At 72.8% G+C, this 17,641-nt stretch carries 14 protein-coding genes and 1 pseudogene; 5 read left to right on the top strand and 10 right to left on the bottom strand.

Annotated elements, in window-relative coordinates; translation table 11 throughout:
- Positions 1-8 precede the first annotated feature (8 nt).
- The 3 genes from ACGFZ2_RS05880 to ACGFZ2_RS05870 form a co-directional block, all read right to left on the bottom strand.
- Positions 9-986: an ABC transporter permease gene (locus ACGFZ2_RS05880; protein WP_350704004.1), complete on the bottom strand. Its 978-nt coding sequence runs from the start codon at positions 984-986 to the stop codon at positions 9-11.
- Positions 987-1,061: 75 nt separating this feature from the next.
- Complete coding sequence (locus tag ACGFZ2_RS05875) at positions 1,062-1,988, bottom strand: ABC transporter permease (protein WP_357455435.1); 927 nt, start codon at positions 1,986-1,988, stop codon at positions 1,062-1,064.
- 146 nt (positions 1,989-2,134) lie between these two features.
- The gene (locus tag ACGFZ2_RS05870) at positions 2,135-3,778 is read right to left on the bottom strand and encodes an ABC transporter substrate-binding protein (RefSeq protein WP_393450626.1); all 1,644 of its coding nucleotides are present in this window, start codon (positions 3,776-3,778) and stop codon (positions 2,135-2,137) included.
- Positions 3,779-4,207: 429 nt separating this feature from the next.
- Between ACGFZ2_RS05870 and ACGFZ2_RS05865 the strand changes: the two genes are divergently transcribed.
- On the top strand, positions 4,208-4,942 hold the full coding sequence (locus ACGFZ2_RS05865) for a PIG-L deacetylase family protein (protein ID WP_393261488.1): 735 nt from the start codon (positions 4,208-4,210) through the stop codon (positions 4,940-4,942).
- 76 nt (positions 4,943-5,018) lie between these two features.
- Here ACGFZ2_RS05865 and ACGFZ2_RS05860 read toward each other — a convergent pair whose 3' ends face one another.
- The 3 genes from ACGFZ2_RS05860 to ACGFZ2_RS05850 all read right to left on the bottom strand — a co-directional run bounded on the left by ACGFZ2_RS05860 (position 5,019) and on the right by ACGFZ2_RS05850 (position 8,317).
- Positions 5,019-6,176: a Cys-Gln thioester bond-forming surface protein gene (locus tag ACGFZ2_RS05860; RefSeq protein ID WP_393450623.1), complete on the bottom strand. Its 1,158-nt coding sequence runs from the start codon at positions 6,174-6,176 to the stop codon at positions 5,019-5,021.
- Positions 6,177-6,365: 189 nt separating this feature from the next.
- A complete protein-coding gene (locus ACGFZ2_RS05855; protein ID WP_350704013.1) occupies positions 6,366-7,052 on the bottom strand; it encodes a response regulator transcription factor in 687 nt (228 codons plus the stop codon).
- A complete protein-coding gene (locus ACGFZ2_RS05850) occupies positions 7,052-8,317 on the bottom strand; it encodes a PspC domain-containing protein (protein WP_393261495.1) in 1,266 nt (421 codons plus the stop codon). Before ACGFZ2_RS05850 ends, ACGFZ2_RS05855 begins: the two co-directional genes overlap by 1 nt.
- Before the next feature lie 172 nt (positions 8,318-8,489).
- On the opposite strand from ACGFZ2_RS05850, the gene ACGFZ2_RS05845 reads away from it, so the two are divergent.
- The 3 genes and pseudogenes from ACGFZ2_RS05845 (at position 8,490) to ACGFZ2_RS05835 (ending at position 12,164) form a co-directional block, all read left to right on the top strand.
- A complete protein-coding gene (locus tag ACGFZ2_RS05845) occupies positions 8,490-10,151 on the top strand; it encodes a PspC domain-containing protein (protein ID WP_393450620.1) in 1,662 nt (553 codons plus the stop codon).
- Positions 10,148-10,390 (top strand): annotated as a pseudogene (locus ACGFZ2_RS05840) (hypothetical protein); the annotation flags it as partial. The gene ACGFZ2_RS05845 and the pseudogene ACGFZ2_RS05840, both read left to right, overlap by 4 nt.
- Positions 10,391-10,910: 520 nt before the next feature.
- A complete protein-coding gene (locus ACGFZ2_RS05835) occupies positions 10,911-12,164 on the top strand; it encodes a phosphatidylserine decarboxylase (RefSeq protein WP_393450617.1) in 1,254 nt (417 codons plus the stop codon).
- 71 nt (positions 12,165-12,235) lie between these two features.
- Here ACGFZ2_RS05835 and ACGFZ2_RS05830 read toward each other — a convergent pair whose 3' ends face one another.
- The 3 genes from ACGFZ2_RS05830 to ACGFZ2_RS05820 form a co-directional block, all read right to left on the bottom strand.
- Positions 12,236-13,153: a CDP-alcohol phosphatidyltransferase family protein gene (locus ACGFZ2_RS05830; protein WP_393261504.1), complete on the bottom strand. Its 918-nt coding sequence runs from the start codon at positions 13,151-13,153 to the stop codon at positions 12,236-12,238.
- A gap of 424 nt (positions 13,154-13,577) precedes the next feature.
- Positions 13,578-14,486: an NUDIX hydrolase gene (locus ACGFZ2_RS05825; protein ID WP_393261699.1), complete on the bottom strand. Its 909-nt coding sequence runs from the start codon at positions 14,484-14,486 to the stop codon at positions 13,578-13,580.
- A 122-nt stretch (positions 14,487-14,608) separates the two neighbouring features.
- On the bottom strand, positions 14,609-15,556 hold the full coding sequence (locus tag ACGFZ2_RS05820) for an NUDIX domain-containing protein (protein ID WP_393261507.1): 948 nt from the start codon (positions 15,554-15,556) through the stop codon (positions 14,609-14,611).
- A gap of 144 nt (positions 15,557-15,700) precedes the next feature.
- On the opposite strand from ACGFZ2_RS05820, the gene ACGFZ2_RS05815 reads away from it, so the two are divergent.
- Positions 15,701-16,033 carry a PspC domain-containing protein gene (locus ACGFZ2_RS05815; RefSeq protein WP_393450614.1) on the top strand — a complete coding sequence of 111 codons (333 nt, stop codon included), beginning with the start codon at positions 15,701-15,703 and terminating at the stop codon, positions 16,031-16,033.
- Positions 16,034-16,040: 7 nt separating this feature from the next.
- Here ACGFZ2_RS05815 and guaA read toward each other — a convergent pair whose 3' ends face one another.
- Positions 16,041-17,594, bottom strand: a complete 1,554-nt coding sequence (gene guaA, locus ACGFZ2_RS05810; protein WP_393450611.1) for a glutamine-hydrolyzing GMP synthase — start codon at positions 17,592-17,594, stop codon at positions 16,041-16,043.
- Between the last annotated feature and the right edge of the window lie 47 nt (positions 17,595-17,641).

Raw genomic sequence — 17,641 nt, 5'->3', positions numbered from 1 at the left:
AATCGCCCCTAGCGGAGTTTCGGATCGAGGGCCTCGCGGACCGTCTCACCGAGCACCACGAAGCTCAGCACGGCGGTGACGAGGAAGGCGGCCGGGAAGAAGAGCAGGTACGGCGCGACCCGGATGAGGGACTGGGCCTCGTTGATCATGATGCCCCAGGAGACCACCGGGCTCTTCAGGCCGACGCCCAGGAAGGAGAGCGTCGCCTCGGCGCCGATGAACGAACCGACCAGGATCGTCCCGTAGACCAGCAGCGGCGCGAGGCTGTTCGGCAGCAGGTGCTTGAGGATGATCCGGCCGGTGCCGGCACCCAGCGCCCGGGCGGCGACGATGTAGTCGGCCTCCTTGGTGGCCAGCACCGAGGAGCGCATCAGCCGCATCACGACCGGCCAGCCCAGCACGACCAGGGACATGCTCACCAGGGCCATGATCTCGGCCTTGCTGTTGCTCGTGCCCGACCCGTTGAAGGTGGTCAGGATGACGATGGCGCCCAGCACGAAGGGCAGGCCGAAGAAGACGTCGGCGACGCGGGAGAGCAGGGCGTCCACCCAGCCGCCCCGGTAGCCGGCCATGATGCCCATCGCGCCACCGATCAGCAGCACGCCGAGCACCGAGAGCACGGAGACCACGATGGAGGCGCGGGCGCCGTAGATCACCCGGGCGTAGACGTCGCGCCCCTGGAAGTCGTAGCCGAACCAGGCTTCCGACGACGGGCCGACGAGGCTGTTCTTCAGGTCGCCGTTCGCCGGGTCACCGGAGCTGAACAGCGACGGGAAGGCGGTCATCACCAGGAAGATGACGATGAACGTCGCGGAGATCCAGAACAGCGGCTTGCGACGCAGGATGAGCCAGGCGTCGCCGAGCAGGCCGCGCGGCTTCTCCTTGCGGGCGTTCTCCGGCTGGCCCGCGTTGGTGGGCGCGCCCAGCTCGGTCGGCGCGGTGGCCGGGGGCGTACTGACGATCGACGCGGCACTGGGGTCGCTCATGCCGGCACCTCGCTCCGCTCGACCCGGGCGTGGGTGCCCGGGCACGCTGCAATGACCAGGTTTCGTTCGCTGCGCTCACTCATAGCGGATCCTCGGGTCCAGGGCGGCGTAGAGCAGGTCCACCACGAGGTTCATGACCAGGTAGACCAGCACCAGGACCACCACGATGGAGACAACCGTAGCGCTCTCCTTGGTGACGATCGCGCGGAAGACCTGGCGACCGATCCCGTTGATCTGGAAGATGCCCTCGGTCACGATCGCGCCGCCCATCAGGGCACCGAGGTCGGTGCCGAGCAGGGTGACCACCGGGATGAGGGAGTTGCGCAGCAGGTGCACCCCGACCACCCGCCGCATCGGCAGGCCCTTGGCGATCGCGGTGCGGACGTAGTCGGCGCGCCGGTTCTCCGCGATGCTCGTCCGGGCGACCCGGGCGATGTACGCCATCGAGGCGCTACCCAGCACGAAGCCGGGCACGATCAGCTCCGAGATGCGCATCTCGCTGGAGACGGTGGGCTTGATGACGCCCCACTGCACGCCGAGCACCCACTGGAGCACGAAGCCGATGACGAAGATCGGTAGCGCGATCAGGAAGAGGCTGGAGACCAGGACCAGGTTGTCCAGGAAGCCGTTACGGCGCAGGCCGGTCAGCACACCCGCGGTGAGGCCGATGACCGCCTCGATGACGAGGGCCACCAGGGCCAGCTTCAAGGTGTTCGGGTACGACGTGGCGATGATGTCGCCGATCTCCCGGCCGCCGAACGTCTGCCCGAAGTCGCCCCGGAACAGGTTCTGCATGTAGTTGCCGTACTGCACCCAAATGGACTGATCCAGCTTGAACTTCTCGGTCATCATGTTGACGTAGGCGTCCGGGCAGGCGCGTTCGCCGCACTTGCCGGCGAATGGGTCGCCGGGCACCGACCAGACCAGCCAGTAGATCAGGAACGTCGTTCCGATGAAGACCGGGATGAGTTGGAGCAGCCGTCTCAACAGATAACGGCCCATGGGGTGGTCCTCCAGACAGGGGGCGCGTCGGACGGCCGACACGGGGATGACGGACGTGGCGAGGGACTGTTGTAACACTCCCTCACGGAACGGCCCGGGTCGGGCCCACCGGTAGGTGAGCCCGACCCGGGGTCAGACCGTTCGGATCAGAGCTCGACCGAGGTGAGGTCCAGCTCGCCGACGTTGGTCAGCTCGAGCTTCTTGATCTTCTCCGAGTGACCGGACTGCTGGCCGCCGAAGTAGATCGGGACCGTGGGAACGTCCTGGTCGATGATGGCGACCGCCTGAGCGAACTTCTCGTGCGCGGCCTCCAGGCTCGGCGCGGAGCTGGCCTCCTTGGCCAGGGCGTCGACCTGCGGGTTGCTGTACAGACCGTCGTTCGAGGAGCCACCCTTCACGTAGAGCGGGTTGACCCAGTTCTCGACGTCCGGGTAGTCCTGCTGCCAGCCGGCGCGGTACATGCCCTTCATCTTGTGGGCGTTGATGTTCTGACGGAACACCGCGAAGGTCGGCATGCCCTCGGCGCGGGCGTTGATGCCCAGGTTGGTCTTGACCTGCTGCGCGACGGCCTCCATCCACTCCTTGTGGCTGGCGTCGGCGTTGTAGTACATGACCAGCTCGCCGGTGAAGCCGCCGGCCTCGGCCAGGAGCTTCTTGGCCTCGTCGACGTTGAACTGGCAGGCGGTGCAGTTACCCGGCTTGGCGCCCGGGGTCAGCGGGTTGGCCCAGCTGTCGGCCGGCTTCCGGTTGCCGAAGAAGATCTTGTCGCTGATCTCCTGGCGGTTGATCGACATCGAGATCGCCTTGCGCAGCTTGGCGTTCTGGAAGCGCTTGTCGTAGATCGGGAAGGCGATGATGCCGGTCGACGGGGTGGTCGAGGAGATCGCCCGGTCGGTCAGGTCCTGCTTCCACTTGTCGCCCGCGAGCGAGGAGACCGGAACCTGCTGCATGAAGTCGATGTTGCCGGCGAGCAGGTCGTTGTAGGCCGCCGTGTCATCCTGGTAGATCTTGAGGGTGACGTCCTTGATCTTCATCTTGTCGCGCAGCGTGTAGTCGTCGAAGCGCGTCAGCTTGATCTGGACGTCGTCTTCCCACGACACGAACTTGACCGGGCCGTTACCGATCGGCTTCTTGCCGAACGCCTCGGCGCCCTGGGTGAAGAACGCGTCCGGCAGCGGCATGAAGGTGCTGTAGCCGAGCTTGGTCGGGAACACGGCGGTCGGCGCGGCGAGGGTGACCTCGAAGGTCCAGTCGTCGACGACCTTCAGGCCGGACATCTCCTTGGCCTTGGGCTCGGGGGCCTTCTGCGGGCCCTCGGCGCCGTCCGGGTCCTCGGTGTTGACGTCCCCGAAGCCCTGGATGTCGGCGAAGAAGCTGCCGTTCTGCGCGCCGTTCGGCGAGTAGGCGCCCCAGTTCCAGGCGTCCACGAAGTTCTTGGCCTTGACGACGGTGCCGTCGTGGAACTTCGTGTCCTTCTTGATCTTGATGGTGTAGACCTTGGAGTCGGTCGTCTCGATCGACTCGGCGAGAGCGTTGCGCGGAGCGCTGCCGTCGTTCGGGTACTCGACCAGACCGGTCCACATCCAGTCGATGATCTTGCCGCCACCGGTCTCGGTGGTGTTCGACGGGACCAGGCCGTTCTCCGGCTGGGTGCCCTCGATGGTGATCGCGCCGTCGGCGCTGGCGCCGGCGTCGCCGCCGTCGCTGTCGCTGCTCGAGCAACCGGACGCGACGAGCGCGAACGCCGCGCCCAGCGCGACCGCGCTGCTTGCCCGCTTCGAGACTCTCATTCCGAGGGGCCTCCTCTTTCTAACCTGGTTCCGTCGTGGGTTTCACGCACGCAAGGGGGTGACACGTCCGCCGGCCCGCAGCGCGGGACGCCGGTTTCACCGCAGTGAAACGGGACAAGATGTTGTACCGATCCGCCGGGCCGCCCCGCCCGCCGGGCTCGGCACCGCGCACGCGAGACCACCACGGAACACCGTTCACAGACGGCGGCCGTGGTCGTCAGGCCGTACGGAGTGCCTCACTCGAGGGGTGAGGTGCTGCCACTGTGACACTTACCGGCCCGTTCCGTGAAGGTGCCGTTATCAAGCCGTTAGTTGCTTGCCACGTTGCCGATACTTGAAAAAAGATCATGATCGGTGCCGGTCGTACTGCTCTGAGCAGGAAAGACACGGTTCTGCGGGATCGACACCCCGGGCGTACGCTCGACGCTTGTGAGCTTCCCCGCGTCCGCACCCGCACTTTCGGACGTCGTCCGGGCGCTGGCAGTTTTTGCCCATCCGGACGATATCGACTTCGGCTGTGCGGGCACAACGGCCAACTGGGTGGAGGAGGGCATCGACGTCGCGTACCTGATCGTCACCCGGGGCGAGGCGGGCGGGTGCGACGGCACCGGGCGCGGGTCGGTGACCCGGCTGCGGGAGGAGGAGCAGCGGGCGGCGGCCGCCGCGGTCGGCGTACGGCAGGTGGAGTTCCTCGACGGGTACGTCGACGGCGCCCTCGCCCCGACGCTCGACCTGCGCCGGGACGTCACCGCGGCGATCCGCCGGCACCGGCCCGACCGGGTGCTGACCAGCTCGCCGCTGCGCCGATGGGAACACCTCGCCGGGCCGGGCCACCCCGACCACCTCGCCGTGGGCGAGGCCACGACCTGCGCGGTCTACCCGGACGCGCGCAACCCGTGCGCCCACCCCGAGCTGCTGGCCGAGGGGCTCCAGCCGTGGGTGGTCCGGGAGATCTGGTACGCCGGCGGCCCGGCGCCGGACCACACCGTCGACGTCACCGGGCAGTACGCGCGCAAGGTCGCCGCGATGCGCGCGCACCGCTCGCAGACCGCGCGGATGGACGTGGAGACCTGGGTTCGGGACCAGCTCACCACGGCGGCCGACGAGGCCGGGCTGCCGGCCGGCCGGCTGGCCGAGGCGTTCACCGTGCTGCGTACCGGGTGACCTGACCGCCGGACGGGTCCGGCCCCGGCACCGCGCGGAGCGGGTGCCGGGGCCGGAGCCGCGGAACGGACGTCGGTCAGGCCGTGAAGCGCAGCTTGCGGCGGCGGACCACCAGCACGGTGACCGCACCCGCAGCCAGCAGCGCCACACCGGCCGCGATCGCGGCGGCGATCGGGGAGCCGGTCAGCGGCAGGTCCCCGCCGTTGCTGGCGGGGGAGGTCGACGGGGCCGGGCTCTCGACCGGGGCGCTCGGCGACGGCGACTCCGCCGGGACGCTCGGCGAGGGCGACTCGGCCGGCGCGCTCGGCGACGGCGACTCGGTCGGGGCCGCGGCGAAGGTGGCCTGGGCCTTGGCGGTCACGGTCTCACCGGTGCTGCCACCGAGGATCAGCTTCTGCGCGGCCTTCTCGCCGGTGAAGAGGAAGACCCGGCCGAAGGAGACCGAGCCCTTGGCGGAGACGGTCGCCTCGACCTCGCCCGCGCCGTCCGCGGTCAGCCAGAACTGCCCACCGTTGGTGATCGTGGTGACCGGCTTGCCCTCGGCGTCGACCGCCGAGCCGCCGCTGACCGCGACGGCGATGTCGCCGGCCGGGCCCTTGACCGTGAACGGGCCGGCCTTGTCGCCGACCGTGGCCTTGGCGCTGGCCGGGTCGACGCTCAGCTCGGCCTTCGGCTCGGGCTGGTCGGTGGCGTTGGCGACGAGGTGGTCGTGGACCTTCTTGACCACGTCGTACTGCTGCTTGCCGAGCAGGCCCTTGTCCTTGACCCAGTCACCGAGCGTGATCCCGTCACTGAAGTGCCAGATGGCGGTCTGGGTGCCGAAGTAGAGCAGCTTCTTGGCGTCGGCCTTCTCCGGGACGGTGGCGCCGGCGGCGGCCAGCAGCGTCGCCGAGTCGGCGTTCGGGTAGCCGTGGGTGAGCACCCACTGCACCTTGCCGAGGTTCTTCACCTGGGACTCGTCCCAGGTGCCCTCCTTGTACCTGCCGTCGATCGCCACATTGGTGTGGTAGTCGATGCAGAAGGCCGGGACGAGCTTCCCGTCGATCTTCAGCGCCAGCGCGCCGGCGCTCTTCGGCTTTCCGTCGAGCAGCAGCTTGACACTGACGCCCACCGACTTGGCCACGCCGGTCGTCTCGGCGGCGGCGGCCGGCGCGGCGAAGCCGAGCGCCAGCGCACCACCGGCGACGGTCGCCAGGGCGATCCGCGCCCAGCGCCGTCCTCGTTGTCCGAACATCAGATTCGCGTACCTCTCCCCAGGGGTGACCCGCCGAACGGCGGGTGAGCGAAGCCGCCGTTCCCGCGGGTTCGCACCACCCGCACGCGAGAACGCGACGGGGCATTATGGGACGGGAATTGATCGTTTGTCAGCCCCTGCCGGCCAGATTCGTCGCTTCCGCCCGAAATGGTGGGGAAAAGAGGTGGATCACACGAGCCGACGGTCGGCCGCCCAGCGGGACAACTCGTACCTGTTGGACATCTGGAGCTTGCGCAGCACGTTCGACACGTGCGTCTCGACCGTCTTGATCGAGATGTAGAGCTCCTTGGCGATCTCCTTGTAGGCGTACCCCCGGGCGAGCAGCCGCAGCACCTCGCGCTCGCGGTTGGTGAGCTGGTCCAGCTCCGGATCGGCCACCGGCGCGTCCGGACGGGCCGCGAACGCGTCCAGCACGAACCCCGCCAGCCGGGGGCTGAACACGGCGTCGCCGTCGGCCACCCGGCGGATCGCGGCGGCCAACTCCTCCGGGGAGATCGTCTTGGTGACGTAGCCCCGCGCGCCGGCCCGGATCAGCCCGATCACGTCCTCCGCCGCGTCCGAGACGCTCAATGCCAAGAACTTGACCTGCGGATGGGTACGCCGCATCGCCTCCAGCACCGCGCGACCGCCGCCGTCCGGCATGTGCACGTCGAGCAGCACCACGTCGGGCAGCGTGGCGGCGATCCGGGTGACCGCCTCGCCGACCGTGCTCGCCTCCCCCACCACCTCGACGTGCGCGCCCAGCTCGGCGCGGACCCCCGCGCGGAACATGGCGTGGTCGTCGACGAGGAAGACCCGCAGCCGCTCCGCGCCGGCACCCGCTCCCTCGACCGGTTCCATCGACTGCTCGGTCATCACTTGTCCCTTTCCGCCGTGGACGAGTCCCGGGAGATCGGCAGGATCAACCGGACCTCGGTCCCCTCCCCCGGCCCGGACCGGATCTCCGCCCGGCCGCCGTGCCGCTTCATCCGCCCGATGATCGAGCCCCGGACGCCGTGCCGGTGATCCTCCACCGTATCCGGGTCGAAGCCCTTCCCCCGGTCCCGGACGAAGACACTGACCTGGTCCGGCTCGACCTCGGCGTACAGCGAGACCGTCTGCACCCCGGCGTGCCGGGCGGCGTTCACCAGCGCCTCGCGCCCGGCCGCGACCAGCGCGCCGACCCGCTCGTCGGTCTCCCGGTCGCCGACCACCACCGCCTCGACGGTGATCGCGAAGGTGTCCTCGACCTCGGCGGCGGCCTGCTCCAGCGCGGCGGCGAAGCGCTCGGTCGGCGATCCGGTGGGCTTGTAGAGCCAGTTGCGCAGGGAGCGTTCCTGCCCACGGGCGAGTCGCTGGACCGTCTTCACGTCGGCCGCGTTGCGCTGGATCAGGGCCAGGGTGTGCAGCACCTGGTCGTGCACCATCGCGGCCAGCTCGGCCCGCTCCTGCTCGCGGATGCGCCCCTCGCGCTCCGAGCGGAGCTGGTTGAACGTCCGCCACAGCACCGGCGCGGCCACCACCCCGACCCCGGCGAGCCCGACCAGGGCGAAGATCACGCCGTTGAGCACCGCGTCGAAGTTCTGCGCCGGGGAGTAGACCGCGGCGACGCCGATGATGCCGACCGCGACCAGCACCCCGCCGCCGATGAACCGGAGCACGAAGGCCCGCCGGTCGCTCTCCTCCACCACCGCGCCCAGCCACGGCACCGGCATGGAGTCACCCCACTGTCGCCGCCGCTCCGGGGCCGACTGGTGCCAGATCACCCCGGCGCCGACCGCGATGATCGCGACGAGCCACCCGGCGGTGCCCGCCGCGCCGACCGAGTCGAAGACCACCATCTGCGCCAGCAGCACGCCGAGGCCGATCGCCACGAACGGCAGCAGCTGGGCGACGTCCCGGCGGGGCGGTGCGGCGGTGTCGCCGGGCCGCAGCGGCACGACCGCCCAGAAGGCCGCGTAGAGCAGCAGGCCGAGACCGCTCAACCCGAGCAGCACCATGAAGGCGACCCGCACCCGGCGCACCGAGATGCCCAGGTGGTCGGCGATGCCGGCGGCCACCCCGGCGGCCATCCGGTGCTCGGGGGCGCGGTAGAGGCGAGGTGGCTGGGTCACGGCGTCGATCGGAGGCTCCCTGGTCACGACGGGCACGGGGCGGGCGACCGTCCGCTGCCGGCGCCGGTTCGATCGTCACACGCTGCGCCGCCACCCGACCACGGGGACGCCCCCGACATTCCGGCCGCCGGGATCTCAGGGTGGGGTCAGGGTCAGGTCCTGAGGCCGTCCGGGCGGTCGGGGCAGCAGGATCGAGGGCATGACCGAGGAAGCTGCCCAGTCCCCCCGTCCCGGGGCGGCACAGCCCGGTGGACCGCCGCCCGCCGCGACGCCCGCCGACGGGACCGCGTCCACCGCCTCCGGGGCGCCGCCGCCGGTGGCCGCGCCGGGCGCCGTCGGGTGGACGCCGCCGCCCGGCGCCGGGCCGGGCGTGGATCCGGGCGCCGGGCCGCAGCCGCCGTCCGGCGGCGTCGGCTTCACCTCCCGGTACGGGCTGGTCCGCCCCCGCGACGGCCGCTACCTGGCCGGCGTCTGCGCGGCGATCGGCCGGGCCACCAACACCGACCCGGTGCTCTGGCGGGTGCTCCTCGCCGTGCTCGGCTTCTTCGGCGGCATCGGCATCCTGGTCTACGTCACCGCCTGGCTGATCATCCCCGGCGAGGGGGACAGCGCCTCCCCCGTGGAGTCGATGCTCGGTCGGGGCCGCTCCAGCATGTCCCCGATCACCGTGATCGTGCTCAGCATCCTGGTCGCGGTCAGCTTCGGCTACATCGTCACCGACGCGTTCCGGGCGGTGCTGCTCGGCGCCACGATCCTGATCGGCGGGGCGCTGATGCTCAACCGGGACAACCGGGGCACCGGGGCCACGCCGGCCGGTACGGTCCCGCCCGCGCCGGCCGCCCCGCCCGGCCCGGTGCCGCCGGTCAGCTATCCCGCGCCGGCCGCGTACCAGGCCCCGCCGAGCGTGGCCGTGGCCCCCGGCGGGACCCCGGCCCCGGCCGCGCACGCCACTGGTTTCCCGGTCGCCGGCCAGCCGGCCGAGCCGACCGCCGAGCTGCCCGCCTGGCCGCCGGCCGCCCCGCCCGCGCCGGCCGTCCCGCCCGCGCCCGCCCCCTTCTCCGCGGGTACGCCGGCCGCGCCCACGTCGGGCTGGCCCGCCGCGACCTCGGGGGGCGCACCGGCCCGCCCCGCGCCCCTGCCGCCGGGCTACCGGCCCCCGTTCGCCCCGCACGGCCCGTACGCCGGCCAGGCGGGCGTCCCGCCGCTGCCACCGCCGCCGCCGCGACCGGCGAAGCCACCGAAGCGCCCGCGTGAGCGCTCCCCGCTCGGCGCGGTAACCTTCTCGCTGATCTTCCTCGCCCTCGGCGTGGTCGCCGTCGTCGACCTGCTGGACGTCTTCGACGTCGGGGCGTCGGCGTACTTCGCCGCCACCCTGGCCACCATCGGGCTCGGCCTGCTGGTCGGCACCTGGTTCGGGCGGGCCCGGTGGCTGATCGCGCTCGGCGTGGTGGCCGCCGCCGCCCTCGGGGTGGCCACCGTGGCCGAGTCCTACGACCGGGTCCGGGGCGTCGACGGCAACGTGACCTGGGCCCCCACCGACCACCGCGACCTCGCCGTCCGCTACGAGAACAGCTTCGGCGACGCGACCCTCGACCTGCGGGCGGTCGACTTCGACAAGAAGAACACCGAGATCGCGGTCTCCGTCAACTTCGGCGAGTGCACCGTGGTGGTGCCGCCGAACGTCGACGTCACCACGGTGACCGACGTCAACGCCGGAGACGCGGTCGTCTTCGGCAAGCGCTCCGGCGGGCTGGACGGCCCGCTCCGGGAAACGACCGACCTGGGCGCCGACGGCGCCGGCGGCGGCACGCTGCGCCTCTACGTCCACGTGAACGCCGGCAACCTGGAGGTGACCCGGTGAAGGCCCACCGCACCGACATCGTGTCGTTCGCCTTCGGGCTGATCTTCGTCGGGCTCGCCGCGTGGTGGCTGCTCGCCAAGCTGCTCGGGCTCGCCCTGCCACCCGTCGGCTGGTTCCTGGCCGGCGCGCTGATCGTGATCGGTCTCCTGGGCCTGGTGGGCGCGCTGCGCTCCGGGCGCTCCGCCACGACCGGCAAGGACGCGGCCCCCACCCCGGACGGCGTCGGGCCCACCTCCGCCCAGCCGGCCGCCGAACCCGCCGGTGACGAGCCGGACCGGCACACCGCCGACGTCGACCCGACCCGGTGGGACCTCGACCGGCCGGCCCCGGCCGACGAGCCGGCGGCATGGGGCACCGGGCGGTCCGACTGGGGCCAGCGGTCCGAATGGGGCGGGCCGTCCGAGTGGGAGGTGTCCGCGCCGATGTCGGGCGCGCCGACGGCCGGCCCACGGACCGGGGACGACGCCGACGAGTCGCCCACCGAGGCGGTCACCGACGCCCGCGCGGACGCGGTCGAGGACCGGCCCGCCGACGAGGACGACCGGCCGGGCCCGGTCGGCGGCGTGCCGTCCGGCGAGGAGCGCCCGCGCGGCTGACCACAGCGGTGCGGCCCGCCTCCGCAGCCGCCTATGCTGGCCGGTGGAGATCTCGCCTCCGCCGGCCGGCCCGCGCCGACCTGGCCGCCGAGCCGGCCGGACCGCGCCGCCGTGGCGGTCCCGCCGCGATTCCCGTCTCTACCCCGTCAGGAGCCCGTCCGACATGACGCAGTCCCCCGCCGTGCGCCCCGCCGGCCGCTCCGGTCCGGTCCGCATCGGCGAGCGAGCCGCCCGTACCCTCGTCGCCGAGCTGGCCCGGATGAACGACCCGAAGGCCGCCCTGCTGGTCGGCGCGACGCCGGAGTCCGCGGTGCTGGCCGCGGCGATCGACGCGCTGCTGCCCGGCGACACCCTCACGCTGGTGCCCGCCGGGTCGACCAGCCCCGGGGCGTTGCGGGAGCACGTCACCGCCCAGGGCCGCTGGGTCGCCGACCGGGTCCGCGTGGTCGACACGCTCACCGAGGCCGAGCCCGCCGCGGTGGTCATCGCCGGGGAGCCGTTCACCGGCACGGCCGACGAGACCCGCGGCACCGTCGAGGGCCTGACGAAGTACCTCACCGACGGTGCGGTGCTGAGCGTGGCGACGACCGCCACGCCGGGACGCACGGCGGGCGCGGCGGCGGAGCTGGACCGGCAGGGCGCGCTGTACGGCGTCGGCGCCGACCTGGTGCTGCGCAACAACCCGCCGCTGCGGGTGTACCGGCTCCGCTTCACCCCGGCCGACGCCGCCTCGGCGGCGTCGCTCGCCCCGGCGCACCGCCCGTCGAGCGTGCCGCTGACCCGCGGCATGCACATCGACTCCAACGGGGTGGCTGCCGCCGGCATCACGCTCGGCCTGGCCGCGCTGGCCCGGCTCGCCCGGCCGAAGTCGAAGCTCTGGCTGCTCCCCGCCCTGGCCGCCGCGCCGGTGGCCGCCTTCTTCCGGGACCCGGAGCGCGACGTGCCGGAGGACCCGTCGGCGGTGGTCGCCGCGGCCGACGGCCAGGTGCTGTCGGTCCAGCGGCTGCACGACGAGCGCTTCGGCGAGGGCGAGTGGCTGCGGGTCGCGGTCTTCCTCTCGGTGCTGGACGTGCACGTCAACCGCGCCCCGGTCGCCGGCAAGGTGGTCGACTACTTCGTCGCCGACGGCGGCTTCGCCAACGCGATGAAGCCGGCGGCGGAGCACAACGTCGCCGCGTACACGGTGCTGGACACCGCGCACGGCACGGTGGTCGTGGCGCAGCGCACCGGCCTGATCGCCCGGCGGATCGTGCAGCGGGCACCGATCGGCGCGCTGCTGGCCAGGGGCGAGCGGTTCGGGCTGATCCGGTTCGGCTCGCGCACCGACGTCTACCTGCCGGCCGACGCCGCCGAGCCGCTCGTCGGGCCCGGCGACAAGGTGGTCGGCGGCTCCACCGTCATCGCCCGCTGGCGCTGACCCGGCGGGCACGGGCAGACACGAAAGGGGCGCCGCGGGATCGCGGCGCCCCTTTCGGCGTACGTGGGGGGTCAGGCGGTGCGACGCTGGCGGAGCCAGAGCACCGGGCCGCTGACCAGGTAACCGACCACGATCAGGGCGAAGGTGAGCCGGATGTCGACCAGCGCGCCGATCACCGGGGCCAGCCACACCCACGGCGGCAGCTTGACCAGGCGGGCCAGCTTCGCGTACGGGAAGCTGGAGACCATGGCGAAGGCGAGCAGCGCCACGCCGGCGACCTGGACCGTGCCCGGCACCGGCAGCCCGATGGCGACGGTGAGGGCGAGGACGGCGGCCGCCATCGTGGTGGGCACGCCGCAGAAGAACCGGCCGTCCTTCGGCGAGACGTTGAACCGGGCGAGCCGGATGGCCGCGCACGCCGCGACGAGGGCGCAGGCCACCGCCGCCGCCGCGGTGGACACCGACCCGGCCAGCGAGGCGTAGACCACCACGGGGGCGGCCAGGCCGAACGAGCACATGTCGGCCAGCGAGTCCATCTGCGCGCCGAACGGGCTGGCCACGCCGAACTTGCGGGCGAGCGCGCCGTCGAGGCCGTCGAACACCACGCAGGCGATCAGGCACAGCGCGGCCACCCGCACCTCACCCTGCATGGCGAGGAAGATCGCCAGCATGCCGAGCATCAGGCTGCTGAGCGTGCAGGCGTTGACCACCGCGAACTTCATCCGGCGGGCGACCGTCCGCTCGCCGGGGAGCAGCGGGATCGCCATCGCCGGCTCGTCGACCGGGGCCGCCGGCGGAAGGGCGGGGCTGACCGGGGCGATCGACGCGACGTCGCCGCGCTCGAACCTGTTCAGACCGTAGCGGCGGCGCGGCCGGTCGGCGTACCGGTGCTCGGGCAGCGACAGGTCGGTGGCACCACGCAGGTCGCCGTCGCGGCGGCCCACCCGGACCAGCAGCACCTGCCGGGCGAACGTGCTGCTGCGGCGCAAGGGGCCCGCCCAGCGACGCCCTGCGGGGCGCGGACTGTCAGTGGTACGACGCCGGCGCCATGGGGCTCTCGGCACGTTTCCTCCATCACCGGATCGGCTGACCGCCACGGGGGCGGGTGTCCGGCTGTCTCGTGCCGGACCTTTCTGGCCCGGCAGCCATTTTGCGGAGTACACCATCGCATAGGGGAACGGGGATTGGCGATAGCTGCCGGCGGTACTTATATCTCCCTTAAACCGCGCGAACCGCCTCTTATTCCCAACCCGGGCTCCATCGCCCATTTCCTCCACCAACCCCACATCGAATGTACCGGACGCCCTCGCCACCGGCTCGGCGAGCGACCGCCGCCTGCCCCGATGTCCGATTACGGACCGTCATCGATGTCACAGCCGGCCGGGCGTACCGGGCGCGGGCCGGCGACCGTCGTCAGCGGGACAGCCGGCCCAGCGCCAGGGCGGCGATCTCGGTGAGCCGCAGCCCGGCGAGCTGCTCCGGGGTGAACCAGGCGGCCCGGGCGGTCGAGCCCCCGGCCAGCTCCGTCACCCGCGGCTCGGTCGGCGCGTCGACCGCCACCCGGTAGACCACCCGGATGCCGTGCCAGTCCAGCGGGCGCCCCTCCGGGCCCAGCGCGGCCGGGTTGTGGAGGTTGTCGACACCGACCAGCTCGACCACCCGGCCGAGCTGACCGGACTCCTCGACCAGCTCGCGCAGCAGGGCGGCGACCGGCTGCTCCCCGTGGTCGGTGCCGCCGCCGGGCAGGTGCCACCGGCCGGCCCCCGGGTAGCCGTCGGCGATCATGGCGAGCAGCACCCGCCCGGCCGGGTCGGTCACCAGCCCGTACGCCCCGAAGCGCTGCCGCCGGTCGGCCGACGGCGCGCCCTCGCGGGGCAGCGCCCGGGGCAGGCCGGCCGGCAGGGGCGTGACGGGGAGGCCGAGCACCTCGGCGGTGAACGGCATCAGCGGCACCGCCGCCGCCTCGTCGGGGGCGAACCAGGCCAGCTCGTCGCTGCCGCCGGCCGGCTCCGGCCGCGGTTCGCCGCCACGCAGCGTGACGTCGAAGACGAGGCGGTCGGTGTGCACCGCGACGCCGGAGTCATGGAACGTGGCCACGTCGGCGAGCACGGCCCGGAGCCCGGTCACCTCCACGGTGAGGCCGGTCTCCTCGGCGAACTCACGGACCACGGCGTGCGCGGGATCCTCCGCGTGCTCCAGCCCGCCGCCCGGCAGCTGCCAGACACCGGGGAACGGGCACGAGGCCGAACCCCGGGCCAGCAGCACCCGACCGTCGGCGCCCCGACACACCCCGTACGCCCCGACCCGCCGCCGTTCCTCCACCCGCCCGCACTCCCGCCCGCGCCGACCCGCTCCGTCGATCATGAGGTTAGCGGCAGCGGAGCCGACGTGCCGCCCGGTCAACCTCGTGATCGGCGGACGGGTGGGAGAAGGGGGCGCGCGGGTCAGGCCAGGCGGGCGGCCTGGACGGCCTCGGCGGTGACCTCGGTCAGGCGGTCGGTGGGGAGGGCGCCCAGCTCCTCGCGGGCGAACCAGCGGGCCTCGCAGGTGGAGCCGCCGACGTCGGCGACGGTGGGCGGGGCCGGCTTGTCGACCACGACCCGGTAGAACGCGCGGACGCCGTGCCAGTCGATCGGGTAACCCTCCGGGCCCAGGGACGCGGCGTCCCGGTGGCTGGCCACGCCGAGCAGCTCGACGAGGCGGCCGGTCTGCCCGGTCTCCTCGACCAGTTCCCGGATCAGGGCCGCGCCGGGCTGCTCGCCGTAGTCCGTGCCGCCGCCGGGCAGGTGCCAGCAGCCCGCGCCCGGGTAGCCGTCGGAGACCCGGGTGAGCAGCACCCGCCCGTCCGGGTCGGTCACCACGGCGTACGCGGCGAAGCGCTGGGCCCGGTGCAGCCCGTCCGGACCGGGCACGGCGTAGAACGAGGGGAACTCCGGCGGCTCCTCCGGGACGATGTCGGCGGACGAGGCGGGCACCCCGAGGGCGCGCGCCGTGAACGACCGCAGCGGCAGCTCGCGGGCCTCCTCCGGGGTGCACCAGCGGGCCAGGTCGGTCGGCCGGTCGACCCGGTCGGTGAGGGTCCCGCCCCGGACGGAGACGTGGTAGATCAGGCGGTCGGTGTGGATGGTGATGCCCCGGTCGGGCAGCGCCCGCATGTCGGCCAGCACGTCGTGCAGGCCGTCGACGGTGACGGAGAGGCCGGTCTCGGCGGCGGTCTCGCGGACGACGGTGTGGTTCGGGTCCTCACCGTGATCGACCGCCCCGCCGGGCAGCGACCAGGTGCCGGGAGTGCCGGAGCGCTCCGATGCGCGGACCAGCAACACTCGGCCGACTGAATCAGCACAAACTGCGTATGCCGCGATCCTGCGGAGCGGCTCCAGCATGGTGGTCACGGGGCCAAATTCTCCCCCGCCCCGGTTACCTGCATCGAAAAGAGTCAGATTCCTGACTCAATGCTCGCGCCTCAGGGGCAGGTCAGGGTAAGGCTCCGGGCGGTCACCGAGGTCGGCCGGGTCGGCCGCGCGGATGGTGGAGGCATGACTTCCACCGCCTCTTCCCAGCCCCCGTACAAGCAGCTCCGCCGCCCCGTCACGGACCGGATGGTCGCCGGGGTGGCCAGCGGCCTCGGCCGCTACTTCGCCGTCGACCCCACCCTCGTCCGGGTGGTCTTCGCGGTCGCCGGCCTGCTCACCGCCGGGGTCGCGTTGCTCGCGTACCCGATCATGTGGTTCCTGATGCCCGAGGAGCCGGCCGACGCCCCCGCCTGGCCGCACCCGGCGCAGGCCGCGCCGCCCACGGCGACGCAGCCGACCGCCACGCAGCCGACCGTGGCGCAGCCCACGCCGCCGACCTACCCGCCGGCGGCGTGAGGCCGGATCACTCCCACTCGATGGTGCCCGGCGGCTTGCTGGTGACGTCGAGCACCACCCGGTTGACCTCGGCGACCTCGTTGGTGATCCGGGTGGAGATCCGGGCGATCACCTCGTACGGCAGCCGGGACCAGTCGGCGGTCATCGCGTCCTCGCTGGAGACCGGCCGCAGCACCACGGGATGCCCGTAGCTGCGGCCGTCGCCCTGCACCCCGACGCTGCGCACGTCGGCCAGGAGCACCACCGGGAACTGCCAGACGCCCCGGTCCAGCCCGGCGGCGGTCAGCTCCTCGCGGGCGATCAGGTCGGCCTGGCGGAGCAGGTCGAGACGCTCCCGGTCGACCGCGCCGATGATCCGGATCGCCAGGCCGGGACCCGGGAACGGGTGCCGCCAGACCATCGCCTCCGGCAGCCCGAGCTGGAGACCGAGCGCCCGGACCTCGTCCTTGAACAGCGTGCGCAGCGGCTCGACCAGGCTGAACTTCAGGTCCTCCGGCAGGCCGCCGACGTTGTGGTGGCTCTTGATGTTGGCGGTGCCGGTGCCGCCGCCGGACTCGACCACGTCCGGGTAGAGGGTGCCCTGGACGAGGAACTCCACGTCGCCGTGGGCGGCGATCTCCCGCGCGGCGGCCTCGAACACCCGGATGAACTCCCGGCCGATGATCTTGCGCTTCTGCTCCGGGTCGGTCACCCCCGCCAGCGCGCCCAGGAACCGGTCGGCGGCGTCGACCACCTTCAGCTTGATGCCGGTGGCGGCGACGTAGTCCTTCTCCACCTGCTCCGCCTCGCCCGCGCGCAGCAGGCCGTGGTCGACGAAGACGCAGGTGAGCTGGTCGCCGACGGCCCGGTGCACCAGCGCGGCGGCGACGGCCGAGTCGACCCCGCCGCTCAGGCCGCAGATGACCTCCTTGTCGCCCACCTGCTCGCGGATCCGGGCGACCTGCTCGTCGATGATGTTCTCGGGCGTCCAGGTCGGCGCGATGCCGGCGATGTCGTAGAGGAAGCGGCGCAGCATCTCCTGGCCGTGCGCGGTGTGCCCGACCTCCGGGTGGAACTGCACGCCGGCCCGGCGGCCGGCCAGGTCCTCGAACGCGGCGACCGGCGCGCCCGCCGACTCGGCAGTCACCGCGAAGCCCGCCGGGGCCTCGGTGACGCAGTCGCCGTGGCTCATCCACACCGGCAGGTCGTCCGGCAACTCGCGGAGCAGCACGCCGGCCTCCGGGCGGGCGCGCAGCGGGGTGCCGCCGTACTCGCGGTTGCCGGTGCGGGCCACCGTGCCGCCGAGGGCCTGGGCCATCGCCTGGAAGCCGTAGCAGATGCCGAAGACCGGCACCCCGGAGTCGAACATGCCGGCGTCGATCTGCGGGGCGTCCGGCGCGTAGACGCTGGACGGACCACCGGAGAGGATGATCGCGGCCGGGTCCTTCGCCAGCATCTCGGCGACGGGCATCGAGTGGGGCACGATCTCGGAGTAGACGTTGGCCTCGCGCACCCGGCGCGCGATGAGCTGGGCGTACTGGGCTCCGAAGTCCACCACGAGGACGGGGCGAGGCGTGCTCATGTGCAGAAAGCCTACCCACCGTCACGCCCGCGCCCACGACGGCCCGC

This window comes from Micromonospora sp. NPDC048063 (genome assembly GCF_043202855.1).
Classification (GTDB): Bacteria; Actinomycetota; Actinomycetes; order Mycobacteriales; family Micromonosporaceae; genus Micromonospora.
This window is presented reverse-complemented; position numbering and strand designations above follow the sequence as displayed.

Bases quoted from the DNA above. Each gene is read 5' to 3' on its own strand.
- ACGFZ2_RS05880 (WP_350704004.1), bottom strand. From the start codon at position 986: ATGAGCGACCCCAGTGCCGCGTCGATCGTCAGTACGCCCCCGGCCACC.
- ACGFZ2_RS05875 (WP_357455435.1), bottom strand. From the start codon at position 1,988: ATGGGCCGTTATCTGTTGAGACGGCTGCTCCAACTCATCCCGGTCTTC.
- ACGFZ2_RS05870 (WP_393450626.1), bottom strand. From the start codon at position 3,778: ATGAGAGTCTCGAAGCGGGCAAGCAGCGCGGTCGCGCTGGGCGCGGCG.
- ACGFZ2_RS05860 (WP_393450623.1), bottom strand. From the start codon at position 6,176: ATGTTCGGACAACGAGGACGGCGCTGGGCGCGGATCGCCCTGGCGACC.
- ACGFZ2_RS05855 (WP_350704013.1), bottom strand. From the start codon at position 7,052: ATGACCGAGCAGTCGATGGAACCGGTCGAGGGAGCGGGTGCCGGCGCG.
- ACGFZ2_RS05845 (WP_393450620.1), top strand. From the start codon at position 8,490: ATGACCGAGGAAGCTGCCCAGTCCCCCCGTCCCGGGGCGGCACAGCCC.
- ACGFZ2_RS05835 (WP_393450617.1), top strand. From the start codon at position 10,911: ATGACGCAGTCCCCCGCCGTGCGCCCCGCCGGCCGCTCCGGTCCGGTC.
- ACGFZ2_RS05815 (WP_393450614.1), top strand. From the start codon at position 15,701: ATGACTTCCACCGCCTCTTCCCAGCCCCCGTACAAGCAGCTCCGCCGC.
- guaA (WP_393450611.1), bottom strand. From the start codon at position 17,594: ATGAGCACGCCTCGCCCCGTCCTCGTGGTGGACTTCGGAGCCCAGTAC.